The organism is Thalassobacillus devorans (genome assembly GCF_900176565.1).
Classification (GTDB): domain Bacteria; phylum Bacillota; class Bacilli; order Bacillales; family Halobacillaceae; genus Thalassobacillus; species Thalassobacillus devorans_A.
On the sequence record NZ_FXEH01000006.1, the window covers coordinates 1,460,897 to 1,475,041 of the forward strand.

15 protein-coding genes are annotated in these 14,145 nt (G+C 43.3%); 1 reads left to right on the forward strand and 14 read right to left on the reverse strand.

Annotation, left to right across the window (positions count from 1 at the left end; all coding sequences use genetic code 11):
* Window positions 1-294 precede the first annotated feature (294 nt).
* From B9Y67_RS18325 to B9Y67_RS18340, 5 genes are all read right to left on the reverse strand, one after another.
* Window positions 295-696, reverse strand: a complete 402-nt coding sequence (locus tag B9Y67_RS18325) for a hypothetical protein (protein ID WP_085508812.1) — start codon at window positions 694-696, stop codon at window positions 295-297.
* A gap of 56 nt (window positions 697-752) precedes the next feature.
* Window positions 753-962, reverse strand: a complete 210-nt coding sequence (locus B9Y67_RS18330; RefSeq protein ID WP_085508813.1) for a hypothetical protein — start codon at window positions 960-962, stop codon at window positions 753-755.
* 94 nt (window positions 963-1,056) lie between these two features.
* Complete coding sequence (locus B9Y67_RS20810) at window positions 1,057-1,197, reverse strand: hypothetical protein (protein ID WP_176224051.1); 141 nt, start codon at window positions 1,195-1,197, stop codon at window positions 1,057-1,059.
* A complete protein-coding gene (locus B9Y67_RS18335) occupies window positions 1,194-1,562 on the reverse strand; it encodes a hypothetical protein (protein WP_085508814.1) in 369 nt (122 codons plus the stop codon). Before B9Y67_RS18335 ends, B9Y67_RS20810 begins: the two co-directional genes overlap by 4 nt.
* The gene (locus tag B9Y67_RS18340; protein WP_085508815.1) at window positions 1,559-1,816 is read right to left on the reverse strand and encodes a hypothetical protein; all 258 of its coding nucleotides are present in this window, start codon (window positions 1,814-1,816) and stop codon (window positions 1,559-1,561) included. The genes B9Y67_RS18335 and B9Y67_RS18340 overlap by 4 nt, the downstream gene beginning before the upstream one ends.
* A gap of 160 nt (window positions 1,817-1,976) precedes the next feature.
* On the opposite strand from B9Y67_RS18340, the gene B9Y67_RS18345 reads away from it, so the two are divergent.
* Window positions 1,977-2,198 carry a helix-turn-helix domain-containing protein gene (locus B9Y67_RS18345; RefSeq protein ID WP_085508816.1) on the forward strand — a complete coding sequence of 74 codons (222 nt, stop codon included), beginning with the start codon at window positions 1,977-1,979 and terminating at the stop codon, window positions 2,196-2,198.
* A 1,060-nt stretch (window positions 2,199-3,258) separates the two neighbouring features.
* On the opposite strand, the gene B9Y67_RS18350 is transcribed toward B9Y67_RS18345, so the two are convergent.
* The 9 genes from B9Y67_RS18350 to B9Y67_RS18390 form a co-directional block, all read right to left on the reverse strand.
* Window positions 3,259-4,056, reverse strand: coding sequence for a helix-turn-helix domain-containing protein (locus tag B9Y67_RS18350; protein WP_085508817.1), 798 nt, complete (start codon window positions 4,054-4,056; stop codon window positions 3,259-3,261).
* 148 nt (window positions 4,057-4,204) lie between these two features.
* Window positions 4,205-5,176 (reverse strand): tyrosine-type recombinase/integrase, encoded by a 972-nt coding sequence (locus tag B9Y67_RS18355; RefSeq protein ID WP_139823851.1) that lies wholly within the window; start codon window positions 5,174-5,176, stop codon window positions 4,205-4,207.
* Window positions 5,177-5,303: 127 nt separating this feature from the next.
* The gene (gene spo0A, locus B9Y67_RS18360; RefSeq protein ID WP_085508818.1) at window positions 5,304-6,083 is read right to left on the reverse strand and encodes a sporulation transcription factor Spo0A; all 780 of its coding nucleotides are present in this window, start codon (window positions 6,081-6,083) and stop codon (window positions 5,304-5,306) included.
* Between the two features lie 293 nt (window positions 6,084-6,376).
* Window positions 6,377-7,669, reverse strand: coding sequence for a SpoIVB peptidase (gene spoIVB / locus B9Y67_RS18365; RefSeq protein WP_394460383.1), 1,293 nt, complete (start codon window positions 7,667-7,669; stop codon window positions 6,377-6,379).
* A 160-nt stretch (window positions 7,670-7,829) separates the two neighbouring features.
* A complete protein-coding gene (gene recN / locus B9Y67_RS18370) occupies window positions 7,830-9,572 on the reverse strand; it encodes a DNA repair protein RecN (RefSeq protein ID WP_085508819.1) in 1,743 nt (580 codons plus the stop codon).
* Window positions 9,573-9,639: 67 nt separating this feature from the next.
* A complete protein-coding gene (gene ahrC / locus B9Y67_RS18375; protein WP_062447998.1) occupies window positions 9,640-10,089 on the reverse strand; it encodes a transcriptional regulator AhrC/ArgR in 450 nt (149 codons plus the stop codon).
* A gap of 160 nt (window positions 10,090-10,249) precedes the next feature.
* Window positions 10,250-11,074, reverse strand: coding sequence for a TlyA family RNA methyltransferase (locus tag B9Y67_RS18380; protein ID WP_085508820.1), 825 nt, complete (start codon window positions 11,072-11,074; stop codon window positions 10,250-10,252).
* A gap of 4 nt (window positions 11,075-11,078) precedes the next feature.
* Window positions 11,079-12,971, reverse strand: a complete 1,893-nt coding sequence (gene dxs, locus B9Y67_RS18385) for a 1-deoxy-D-xylulose-5-phosphate synthase (RefSeq protein ID WP_085508821.1) — start codon at window positions 12,969-12,971, stop codon at window positions 11,079-11,081.
* A 19-nt stretch (window positions 12,972-12,990) separates the two neighbouring features.
* Window positions 12,991-13,590 (reverse strand): hypothetical protein, encoded by a 600-nt coding sequence (locus tag B9Y67_RS18390; RefSeq protein ID WP_085508822.1) that lies wholly within the window; start codon window positions 13,588-13,590, stop codon window positions 12,991-12,993.
* Window positions 13,591-14,145: the final 555 nt, after the last annotated feature.

The following is a 14,145-nucleotide window of genomic DNA, read 5'->3' on the forward strand; positions in this document are numbered from 1 at the left end:
TTAGCGAAGAGGTATATACATACGCGTATTGTCATTAGTTATTAGCAGCGAACGAAGTGAGGTGCAGGCGTTAGCCGCAGGGTTTAGGTTATAACGTTAATAGCGGTAAAGTCGGTAAAGGCGCTTTATACTCGTTGTTAATCTTAAATTTCATTGCGCCCACATAAAGATCATGTGGCCGCGTAGGGTTATCATTCCGCTACTACCATACGAAGATGTTAATAACACCGATATACGTACTATGCGCACAAGCCGTCAGGCGCAGTGCAGGCGTTAGCCGCAGGGTTTAGGTAATTACGTATATACGCGCCCCTTGCTTCGCGTTAGTTCCGCCTGCTTCGCCTCTTCCTCCGCCAGTTGCCGCATTATCTCTATTTCCGTCGACTCACCGAAGTATTCCCACGGAAAGCAAAACGTATATGCGCTGCAATGTCCGAGTAATATCTGATCGCCGTTAAACGGTTCTAATTCGTCTAAGTATACGCCATGCTCCGCCAGTAGCGCGTAAAACTGATCCGTATTTAATTCGATACCAACGGCCGGGCACGCCTGGTTTTCGTAAATCAGCTTGGTTAACTCGCCGCCCTCTACGATTAATATCGCATTGCCAGCGCCTCGATAGGCCGCCTCTACCTCCGTGCCTGCCAGTTCGATAAATGGTACTCCGCCTGTAATTGCCGTTCTAATTTCGTACATAATATCGCCTCCTTATACTTTATACTTCGTAAACTAGGCCGGTAGTTGCGTGGTAATTACGAAGTTACGAATCTGATTACCATATAGAAAAACGCGCCAGTACAAATTACGCCGCTCAATACGTAATAAACGGCCACAAACGCTTCTACCGCTTTGTTATTTATTTCTGTAAGCGGGGCCATTGTTATTATAAGAGCGTAAAAAATAGCGCTTGAGCCAAGCCCAGCAAAAAAGACGATAAAAAATAACTCAACTAAATTCATCATAAGTAAAACCTCCCGTTATAACGCCCAGCTCAGCGCCCCATACAACGCCACCAACGCCGCCACAAAGCTGCCCACCATCGCCATGTCTACGCGGTCATACATAGCGCTCACCCGCCATTGCGCGCTTATACGCAAGTAGACGTTCATACCTGCGCGGCTTACCGTAGCTAACGTGTGACCTGTCGCCATATTCGGCTACCTTACGCGTGTAATAGGAAACCCTACGATCAGTCACCGCCCTAACACCTCCTCTATAGGTAGCGTTGAATTCATAGCCGACCTTACTTCCGAAGATTTCTGGCAGCGCCGTAAATATTCATCGGTAAGCTGGCCGAAGTTGTGGCGAAGTAGATCGTACATAGGCTGGAGCTTAACAAGTTCGTCCTTGACTGCCCGCCGTTTTTGCAACGTATCTTTTAACCGTACGATAAAGTCATAACTGTCCGCCCTATCTAACGGAGCTTTTTCGATTTCGTGATAAGTGGCCGATACCTCTTTATCAAGGCGGCTTTGCATCGCATTTAACGCTTTAAATTTAACCGTGATATCTTCGTAGAAATCCTTTAGCTGTTCGTAGTAATTTTCCGCGGTTACAATCATGCGCTCACCTCCCCTTGCAACTCGAATATAATACGATCAACGTGCGCCTGGTCTTCGAGGCTGTTTACGACAATGTCCTCCAGCCAGTCCGGCAGACCGTATGCAGCTAGGTACTGGCGTACAATTGCCTGCTCCAGCGCCGCAGCCTTTTCGCAATCACCCTTGTTAACGCGTTTGTATTCCGTTATTAGCTCCTGGACCTTGCCCGTATAACTAATCTCATTGTCGCGGCTTACCCACATTACGTTACACATTTGAATTGCTCCCCTTTATACGTTTATTCGCTGATACGCGTTTACGTATCTAACTTGTATACTACTATACGCTTTTACGTATAATACGTCAATACGTAATTGCGAATTTATTGAAAAAAGTGTACGATACAAATAAATACTGAAAGCAGGGGATCATATAATGAAACTACGTATTAAACTCGACCATTTAATGAAGGAGCGCGGCCTTACTCAGCGTGAGTTATCCGAGGAGGCAGGCGTTAGGCAGGCGGCCATATCGCAATTAGCACGGGGCTATGTAAGTCGAATATCCATCGATCATATAGAACGGATAGCGACCGCGTTGAATATTACGGATATAAACGAGTTGATTACGTTGGTCGACAACGAAGAAGACGCGTAGGCGGGGCTGACCTTGCGGGCACAAACCGCAGGTCCTGAAATTTTGCGGAAAAATTTTTCGGAATGGCTTGCGCGTATGGGATTCCGTTTTTATGGCGCACATGGCTTGCCGCTTTAGTCCGATAAAGTCAAAGTTATTTTTCTTGTAAGAAACGTCCCGAGCCCCGGCAGCAGTTTTCCGCGTATATGCCCGGGGGGCTATTTCCGCACGCCAGCCCGCGCATGGCCGCCAGCCCCTGCGTATACATTTCGCGTATAAACATACGAAAACTAGTTTACATAATGCTGATTTGCGGTACTTGGGGGTATCCGCGAACCCGCGCGGTTAAGCCATTCGTGAAGTGCGAAAAATTATCGATTATACACGTTTTTATACACGTTGATTTGACGGGGTTTATCCGTCGTTAACCTCGTCGGCATATCGGTTAACATTGCATAAAGTGGCGGGGTGATCGGGGGTCATACGACAGTACGGCGAAGACTGGCCGGCTGCGGGGTCGGCTGAGGATTTTCGAGGGGCGTCCGTCGTGAACGGCTGGCCTGGCTTTCCTACGGACATAACCCGCCAACATTACGAGAATTTGTTACGGTCAGACACGGCCTATTTCCGTCCTTATATCCGTTTCATGCCCAGTACCTTCTTATGTACGTATATCCGAGTATTCCAGTCGGTTTTATCGGATGTAACACACTCGATGTTTACACTCCAGGCCGACGGTGGTATAGTATGTATAAATGAGAAACCGTCAGGGTGAGAGCTAACGGTCTCTCGTAAATTTCCCGTTTTAACCTCGGCTACTCGTCGGGGTTATTTTTATGTTTAAGATAAAGCACGGAAAGTACGGACATGGCTACGAAACTAGCGCCACCTATTTCGAAGAAAATGTTTACTTCCATTCAGTTACCTCCCCGTCGCTGATCCGTATATTTCAGCGTCTTATTTTTCCATTTTTTATTCTAAACTAAAGATACCACATAAAAAGAATCTTAATCAATATATTGTGTTCTTTTAATAAAAAACACACCAGATATTGTGTTTAGAACGAGGTGATTCGTTTTTGTCAACCGTAAATTTCCACAAACTCTCGTAGCTTAATCGCTCGGCTACACTTCGCCCAGGTAGCGTAGAGGTAACCGTAGAGGTCACGTACTTTTCCCGCTTTATATCTTCGTATTACCGCATAAAATGCCTCTATGTACTCGTTATGGTCTTCCGCCTTAATCGTTCGGTCAACGGTTGCTTTTGCACGGTAAAGAACGCCTATCACACGATACAACTCCTTAACGTTAAAGAACGGTGCCATTACGTTATATAACTCTTGCGGTAACGAGTGCTTTAAAGAAATAGTTGTCGCTATCGGTTCTTTCGTATCTACTGTGCTTTTAAGGTTATGTTTAAATTCAGATGGTTCGGGGCTGTCGTTTACCGTCGATACCTTGTCCTCGTTAGGTTCAACGGTTGCCTCTGCGGTGTCGTCGTGAGGTGCCGCGGGTGCTAGTGCTTCCGCTAGGATACGAATTACATTAACGGACTTCTTACGACTTTTTCCATATCTACTCCACTTCTTCAACGTTGGTACCTTATCGATGAAACCATATGACTCGAGGGTTTTAACGGCACGGATCACTGTACGACGACTGTATCCTATGTCTTTCGCTATTGTATCGTACTTTGCGAATGAAACTCCGATTACACGAAGACTTGACCGTCCAAAGAAACGTAGCACCTCGATTACGCTGGCCGGGCGCTCGTCGGCACGTAGTCGGTCTATGTATTCGTAGATAGTTGCGTCCATGTCGGACTGTTTCGTAAAGGTTGCGTACTCTCTTAGCTCCGTTAGGTCTGTCGTTAGATACATTTCGATTGCCTCCCGATTGAGGCACGACAAAAGGCCAACACAAACATACGTTCGGTTTAATGATTAGACTTGCCGAAAATACGTATTTGTGTTATTTTTAAACTATGGTTGGTTGGGTGCCCTTTGCGGTGCCCTTCTTTTTTTTTGTTTATATATTTAGATTGCTTAACGGCGAATGTCGCTGGTATTTCCGGCCTACTTCCTGATCGGTAAAATCAAGGTATGCCTGTTGCGTTACCTCAACCGACGAATGTCCGAGTATACGGCTTAACGTCAGCCAGTCGCCGCCATTTAGCAGGTAATATTTCGCAAAATTGTTTCGTAGCTGGTGCGGCTGTACGTTTATGCCAACTAGCCGGCCGTGCTTCTTAAAGGCGCTCTCTATGTTCCGTATGTCCATCTTATTGCCACGAATGGACGGGAAAACGTAGGGGCTGTCGGTGTACCTGTCGCGATATTCTAACCACGACTTTAAACTCCGCCCCATCTTCTGCGAGTAATAGACGTACCTATCGTGCTTGGACTTTGTTTTACGTAGCAGCATCGCCCCATTGCGTATGTCAATATCGGCCGGCATTACTTCCAATAATTCGCCTATCCTGGCGCCTGTATCGAGTATTAACCGTGCGATGACCCAATTGCGGTATTCGTGAAACTTAGACACGTCGAACGAACGGAAAAACAGGTGCAGCTCATTTTCGCTAAGTAACTGCTTTACCTTGCGTTGCGGCTTAATCTTCTCGATGCCTTCGCACGGGTTTTTACGTATAGCCTTATCGTTGTACAAGTAGTTAAAAAAGGCGTTGATATTTCGCTGATAATTAGCCAACGTCGTTTCGCTGACTTGTTTGCCGTAGTCAGGCCTGTTGTGCGGGTTATTCGTCTTAGCCGTGTAATCATCCGCCAGCGCCCCGTACTTGCCCCGCTCTCTTACGTAGCTAAAATAATTACGTATGTGTTCCGTCTTAACCTTTGCCGGATCCTCGACGCCGTACTGCTCGTACAGATAACGCTCAAATAGCCGCAGTGTTTGCTCATAGCTGCGCAATGTCTTCACGGATAGCCCCCGCGAGTTACAGTCCATCATATAACGATCGACCTCGATTAAAAATTTGCGCACGAAAAAAGCCCTCCCTTACCGGACTAGCCGATAAAGAAGGGCGTAAATTGGCTTACGTATATACGTTTTTTGGGTTTGCGGACAAGTTTATCGCCTTATTTGCGTCAGTTGTCGGCTTAAAACCGCGTCATGACGCTTTATGTTCCAGACGCAGGCGGTCGGCTACCATCGCAATGAATTCGGAGTTCGTAGGTTTTGCTTTAGTATTTGAAATGGTATAACCAAATAAAGAAGAAATAGATTCCACATTACCTCTGTTCCATGCTACTTCAATGGCATGGCGAATGGCACGTTCTACCCGGGATGCAGTTGTCTGATATTTTTTTGCGATGTCCGGATACAATACTTTAGTGATCGATCCCAACAGTTCGATATCATTATACACCATTGAGATTGCTTCACGTAAATACATGTAGCCTTTAATATGAGCAGGTACTCCAATCTCATGGATAATATGAGTAATGCTTGTATTAAGGTCAGGCTTCTGGCCAGCTTTAGCGCTTGTTCCAATTGCTTTACTGATTGGATCATTAGAACCATGGATCTGACGGATCTGATCCGTCAGGGAATCAAGGTCAAATGGCTTCAGCATGAAATATGAGGCGCCTAAATCCACCGCTTTTTTCGTTACTTCTTCTTGACCAAAAGCAGTGAGCATGATTACACTAGGTTTTTTCTTTAATTCCAACTGCTTCATTTGGCTCAAAACAGCTAGTCCATCCATATGCGGCATAATAATATCCAGTACCAGTACATCAGGCGTCGTTTCTTTCAGCATCTCAAGACATTCTTTTCCATTATATGAAGTGCCGACTACTTCAACATCCTTAATGTCTTCAAAATAGTCCTCCAGCAACTTGATCAACTCACGATTATCGTCTGCCAAACCAATTTTGATTTTTTCCATTTTACTTAATTCCTCCTTGTAATTTCCGCCTGTGCTTCCAAGTAATGTATTCGACAATCGTGCAGATAATCCTTTTAATTTAGTGAGAAAAATTTATTTATTTTTAAAATGCTTCCATTTACTCTTATTTTCTTTAGTTTTCGATTATATTCTACAATTAGTGCATAAGTGAATCCTGGTTTTGTCGAAAAATCTTTACTGTTAACATAATAACATAAATTTTCCAAAAGAGGAATATGTTTTTATGCAATGACCCAGTTGCTTAATATAAAAAAGCCGTAGTAACTACGGCTTTAACTGGCTTGATCTTTATAAATATCTATACCTGCTTCTTGCAGCATCCATTCAATATGGACACCATAACCTGATGTCGGGTCATTGACAAATACATGCGTAACTGCCCCTATAATTTTTCCATTTTGTATAATTGGGCTTCCACTCATCCCCTGAACGATCCCACCTGTTTCCTTCAGTAATTCCGGGTCAGTTATTTTAACAACCATCCCTTTTGTAGCAGGTTGCTTTTGTGGAACTGTACTAACTACCTCCACATCGAACTCCTGTACTTCTTCACCTTTAACGACTGTCAAAATCTTAGCAGGGCCTTCCTTTACTTCATGTGACAATGCAATCGGAAGAGGCTGATCATTGACACCGTTAGTTATGCTATCATCCAATTTACCAAATATACCAAATGGGCTGTTTTTGGTGATTTCTCCGATACGATTTCTCTCAGCGGAAAACTCTGCCCTTTTTTCACCTGGTACACCTTCACTCCCTTTTTGAATGGAAGTAACATTAGATCTTACAATGGTACCATCATGAATTTCGATAGGCTTTTGCGTATCCATATCGGAAATGACGTGTCCTAGTGCTCCATATTTTTTAGAAGCAGGGTCATAAAATGTCATGGTTCCAATTCCTGCTGCTGAATCGCGGATATAAAGACCAATACGATATTTCTGGTCTTTTACGTCGTAAGTGGGTGTAAGATTGGTATCAAACACTTCCTCCCCACGTTTCACGGTCAATTTCAGGTCTTTATCATCTTCACCTGCTGTTTTTACTAATGGAGCCATGTCAGCCATTTCTTCTAACTCTTCACCGTTGACCTTCAATAAAATGTCGCCGACTTGTATTCCTGCTTTTTCTCCTGGCGATACCTGTTCAGAGTCTGTCTTGACTTGATGGTGCCCTACAACTAACACTCCTTTAGTATGCAGTTTAACACCAATCGATTGTCCTCCAGGTATAACTTTGAAGTCATCAAGATAGTCCACATTGATCTTTTTCAAGGGGAATCCTGCAACATTGTAGAAAAATTCGTCGGACGAAGTGATCTCATCACTTGATTGAAGAGAGTGAAGCGAAGAACCTTCAGCCTCATCGATTTCTTTTATAGCTGGCACACTGGAGATGCCTTGTTCTTGAAAGGTGGTCCATTCTGTGGGAATGGATAAATATTGTTGTACAGGGCTTAGAAACGGTAATACAATCATGGTGAGCAAAAGGATTAATCCAGCTGCTTTTCTCATCTGTTGCTTATATTTCAAATGTTCCAACTCCTCGCCTCTAACCCACACCATCGCAATCGAATGGTTTACTTTTAATGTGGTCTAAGGAGGAGCATTTTAAACACACACAACCTCAGAAAAAAGAGGGAACTATTCCTGAAACAAATCTGTTGCTAATCAATGGATAAAAAGTTTAAATCCTCCCATAATAAAGGACAACATTACACTGGATTCAGTGTGTTGTTGAGTGATCTCCCACCTTATATCTGGCTGCTAATTCCAATAATTCTTTGGCATGTTCTTTTGTAGTTTCAGTTAGTTCAGCGCCAGTAATCATTCTGCTGATTTCCTCCACTTTTTCCTTTTCCTCCAGTTCATGGACAGATGTGGCAGTACGTTCTCCAGTAACATGCTTTTCAATTTGTAAATGTGTATCAGCCATGGACGCCACTTGAGGAAGATGAGATATACAAAGCACCTGGGAACCTTCAGCGATTCCATATATTTTTTCCGCTATCGCTTGAGCAACCCTGCCGCTGACTCCTGTATCAACTTCATCAAAAATGACACTAGTCACGCCCTGATGTTTGGAGAATATTTTCTTTAATGCCAGCATTACCCGTGATAACTCCCCGCCTGAGGCTACTTTATGGATCTCCTTCAATGGTTCACCAGGATTGGTGGTAATTAAAAATTTCACTATATCAAACCCATTAGGCAGTAGTTTGACATTCTTCCCCTCAAAAAGAGGATCTTCCTGCTGGCCTTTCTTCGTTTGAATATCAACAGCGAAAGCAGCCTTATCAAGATAAAGCCCTTTTAATTCCTGCTGGATAGCAATAGCAAGTTCTTTTGATGCTTTCATCCTGATATCCTGAAGATGCTTAGCTTCTAACGCTGCATCCTGGCCAACATCTTTAATATCGCTTTCCAGTTTGGTCAAATGAGAGTCCTTGTTCTTAATTTCACCCATCTCTTCTTCTATGCGGGAACTGTATTCGAGAATCTCCTCAACGCTTTCTCCATATTTTTTCTTTAAGCGATTAATTTCATTCAAGCGACTTTCGATGACATCGAGCCGTTCTGGATCAAATTCCAATTGTTCAAGCTGAGAACTGAGCTGGAATGTCATTTCTTCCATTAAATAATAATGATTAGACATTTCTTCGGTCATTTTTTTTATCTGTTCATCATAATCCTGGGCGCCCTCCAACGCGTTAAGAGCATGAGACACCCAGTCCAAGCCTTTTTGTTCCCCATAAAGAGCCTGGTACGCTCCATGAATGCCTGCGTATATTTTTTCATAATTGACCAGCCGGTTACGTTCTTCTGTCAGTAAAATATCCTCATTTGGCTGTAGCTCTGCAGCTTGAAGTTCATTCCATTGGAATTCTAATAAATCAAGCCGTTGCGCCATTTCCTGTTCATTGTCATTTAACTCTCTGTATCGCCTCTGCAAGCTTTGAAATTTATCATACAACTTCCTATATTCTTGTTTTGCAGGACTAATTTCTTTATGGGCGTACAAATCGAGGAGTTCGATGTGTCGCTCCGCGTCCATCAAAGATTGTGTTTCATGCTGACTGTGAATGTCAATCAGCGTTTTACCGAATTCACGAAGTATAGCTAACGTAACCAGTTTTCCATTGATGCGGCAAATGCTCTTTCCCTGAGAAGTAATGGTGCGGTGCAGTACCACCATGCCATCTTCTTCGATTTCTACCCCGAAATCTTCACCTTTATCATAGACAGGATGGTACCCTTCAATTGAAAATAAACCTTCAATCTCAGCCTTCTTACTGCCATGCCGTACAAACTCCACCGAACCACGACCACCAGCCAGTAACTGAATCGCATCGATGATAATCGACTTACCTGCACCGGTTTCTCCCGTCAATACAGTCAATCCATCCCTGAAATTCACAGAAATTTGATCAATGATTGCAAAATCACGAATTGAAAGTTCCATTAACATTGTAGAGCCACCTCAGTTTCCCCATTTCAAAGATATTTAAGAATGTCCAGGTTATGGTTTCTTCTACTTACAGCATTTCTAATAATTGATCAGAAATCAACCGGGTCTGTTCTTCACTTCTGCAGATAATCAAGCAAGTATCATCCCCACATATCGTTCCCATGATTTCTTCCCAGTCCAGATTATCAATCAAAGCGCCGACAGCGTTGGCGTTACCAGGCAATGTTTTTAAAATAATAAAATGACCAGCCCGGTCAATACTCACAAAAGCATCCATCATGAGACGACGAAGTTTCTCTAAAGGATTGAAGCGTTGGTCTGCTGGAAGACTGTATTTATAGCGACCATCGATCATTGGTACTTTGACAAGGTGCAATTCTTTAATATCCCTTGAAACTGTAGCCTGTGTAACATTGTATCCCAGACTTTTTAAACGATCGACAAGTTCATCCTGTGTTTCAATATCATTATTAGTAATCAATTCACGTATTTTTATATGTCGTTGACCTTTATTCACGTTAGTTACCTCCAATCTGAGTCACTCGAATCTATATTTGACAAGCTTGGATGAAAACCAAGTCCTGATAGCAATTAGCATCCATTATATCTTTTAACCAATTCAAGGTTTTTAAGGCGTAAAAAAGGAGGGCTACACACCAAGGCAGCCCTCCCCATTACTACGCATGCTTCCGATGTGTCTCATGTGCTTCTTTCACAATATTACTTATTTCGACATCGGAGCTGCGATTACCTTCCTTATTGGATTTCCAACGAAAATGCGCTAAAAACTCAATGTTCCCGTCTCCACCTGTAATAGGAGAGAATGAAAGGTTCGCAACCGTGTAACCCTGCTCTTCAGCAAAATCAAGAATCCTCTTGACCACTTCTTCATGGACCTTTGCATCGCGGACAATCCCTTTTTTCCCTACTTGTTCTCTTCCGGCTTCAAATTGCGGTTTTATCAATGCCACGATATCACTTTCATCTTTCAACAGGTCTTTCAACACTGGCAAAATTAAACGAAGTGAAATGAAGGACACATCAATAGAAGCAAAGTCAGGAAGCCCGTGTTCTAAGTCCTCTGGGGTTACATAACGGAAATTGGTGCGTTCCATAACATATACACGCGGGTCGTTTCTTAGTTTCCAATCAAGCTGATTGTATCCGACATCAATGGCATAACTGTTCTTCACACCATTTTGCAGCGCACAATCCGTAAACCCCCCTGTAGAAGAACCTATATCAATCATAATTTTATCTTTTAAATCTAAATCAAACTGCTTAATAGCCTTTTCAAGTTTCAATCCACCACGGCTGACATAGGGGATCAGCTTTCCTTTTACATGTAATGGAATATCATCTTCCACTTTCATCCCCGGCTTATCCAGGCGAGCATTTTCCGAATACACAAGCCCTGCCATTATGGTTCGTTTTGCTTTTTCTCTTGTTTCTATTATGCCTCTTTCGACGAGTAATATATCCAGACGTAGTTTCTTTGCCATATGTTCAAGCCCTTTTTTGTTTACTTGGTGTCATTTCTTTTAAATTTGAAACGGCAGCTTCTTTAGTAAGGTCAATTTCTTTCAGTAATTCCGGTACTTTTCCATGTTCAATGAAACGATCAGGAATCCCCATACGTTTAATCACTTGATTTCTATATAAGTTTTCTTCAGCAAATTCAAGAATGCTTGAACCGAAACCACCTTGTAACACGGCCTCTTCGATTGTAAGAATTGGCAGGTCTGCCTGCATAATGTCATGCAGCATTGCCTCATCCAAAGGCTTGATGAACCTTGCATTTACAACCCTTACTGAAATCCCTTGCTTTTTTAGTTCTTCGCTTGCTTCTAAAGCCAGTTCAATCGTTGTCCCGAAAGTAAGAATGACGGCATCTGAGCCTTCCTGGAGTACTTCCCAGCTCCCAATATCAATCAATTTATGTTCCGGATCTACCTGAACGCCTTTCGCATTACCTCTCGGGTAACGGATTCCAATTGGCCCGTCTTCATGCTTCATTGCTGTATGAACCATATGCTGAGCTTCGTTCTCATCCTTAGGCATCATTAAGGTCATATTTGGCAGACTTCTTAGAAAAGCTATATCGAAAACACCCTGATGTGTTTCGCCATCTGCTCCTACAAGTCCAGCCCGGTCGATACCGAATACAACATTGAGTTTTTGCCGGCATACATCGTGCACCACCTGGTCATAAGCACGTTGTAAGAAAGTAGAATAAATCGCCAGGAACGGCTTCATACCCTGTGTAGCCAACCCTGCCGCGACTGTGGTTGCATGCTGCTCTGCAATTCCAACATCAAATAAGCGATCAGGAAATTCTTCACCGAATTTTTCTAATTTAGAGCCCAGGATCATCGCTGGTGTAATAGCAACTATACGTTCATCGCCTCTTGCCTCACGACGAAGTGCTTCTGTTATGACAGAACTCCATGCAGGCGGGGCGGCGTCAGGTTTGATTTTCTCTCCAGAATCGATTTTATACGGCCCGACCCCATGCCATTTGTCTGTTTGGTCAGACTCTGCCGGATGGTAACCTTTCCCCTTTTGTGTCATAACATGTACGATTACTGGTCCTTCTGTTTTCTTGGCATAATTAAGGTTTTCTAACAAATCGTTAAAATCATGACCATCCACTGGACCATAATACGTAAATCCAAGTTCTTCGAAAAACATACCAGGCACAACAAAATACTTCATACTATCTTTAAGACGTTCGGCAGCCTGGGCAAGCCTTCCACCGACAGCAGGAATTTTTTTAAGTAACCATTCCAGGTCATCTTTTGCCCGGTTGTACTTCCCTGCACTTCTCATTCGTCCTAAAGCGTTATGAAGCGCTCCGACATTTTTGGCAATGGACATTTCATTATCATTGAGAATCACTGTGATGTTCTTTTTTTCATGTCCAATATGATTCAATGCTTCAAGAGCCATTCCACCCGTTAATGCACCGTCCCCGATGATTGGCAGAATAGCATGTTTTTCATCTCTTACATCCCTGGCAATCGCCATTCCCATTGCTGCTGAGAGGGAGGTGGAACTATGACCCGTTTCCCAAAGGTCGTGCTCGCTTTCACACCGTTTTGGGAAACCGCATAATCCTTGATATTGCCTTAATGTATCAAACTGACCTGCACGGCCTGTCAATATTTTGTGAATGTAGGATTGATGACCAACATCAAAAATAAACCGGTCTTTGGGACTCTCGTAAACCTTGTGAAGTGCTAGTGTCAATTCCACAACGCCTAGGTTGGCTCCAAGATGACCGCCTGTTTTTGAAAGGTTTTCAATTAAAAAAGTTCTGATGTTTGAGGCTAGCTGTTTCAAGTCTTCGTTGGATAGATCCCTGACAAACGAAGGATCTTGAATTTTTTTTAGATCCATAAATGGACCTCCTATCTTATTAACGTGTTTTTCTGGAAGCCTCGGCTGGTTTCGATACGATATTTATTTTCAATTTATTTTCAATCCATGCGATCACTCTTGCCGCAAAAAAAATAATTTTCGTAGAAGAGTGAATAGCTAAAAACTTGCCGATAGCTTTACCGCCGACAGTCAGTGCTGCAACTATACTAGTCATGATAACAGAAATAGTTATTTGCAATGTGGATCCTTCCGAATGCCCAAAGGAATTGGCCAGCTGGATAACCACAATAGCAGAGGCTGTCCCACTAACGATACCGGAAATATCCCCTATAACGTCATTACAGAAGCTTGCGAACCGGTCGGCATTTCGGACTATGAGAATAGCTTGTTTGGCTCCCGGCACTTTTTCTGCAGCCATTGCATGGAATGGCGGTTCTGAGGCAGCAGTTGCTGCAATTCCTAACATATCAAATATAACACCAATCAGCACTATAATGAAAACGATAACTAACCCTATATACCAGAATACACCGCTCAGCACCGAAGAAGAAATCACTGAAAAAATAGCCGCTAACACAAATGTGATAACGGCGATACTTATACTGAATCTTAATGATTTTTTTAATTGATTATCCATTTATACCCTCTATCAGTTTGGTAATAATTTTATGTAAGGAAAGGAATGGTCACCCAATAGGTAAAAATTGCAGCTTAGGTCCAGTAGGTTTTCCCATCCAGGTACCGAATGTCACCATTCTGGCGGTTCCCCATTAAACCCGGATCGACTTCGTCTCCGAAAGTCGGACTGGATTACCACTTAGTCCGCACTATAATTCCTATTGTGTGTCTTGCCAAACAGTCTAGGAGATTTCCTCAACAGCCTTCGACCGTTCCTTAGCCTCTTTTGCAGGCTTGATTTCATATGGCGAAAAGGCTGCATAAAATGGTGGCCATCCATTTTTATGCATCTTTAATTCCATAATCCCCTCAAGTCCACTCAAGGCAGGCTACGCTGCTCATACAGAATTCCTCCATATAAAGCAGGTTCATACCCCATTCCATCGTGGCTTCCGGCTAAGAAACCACCACAGATATGGGCCTCCGCGGAAGCGGGGTCAACGCCCACATGCCTTTGTGGATCGCCCCACTACCTTAACTCCCAGCATCGACCCAAGGCTGGGCGCCTCAAGCC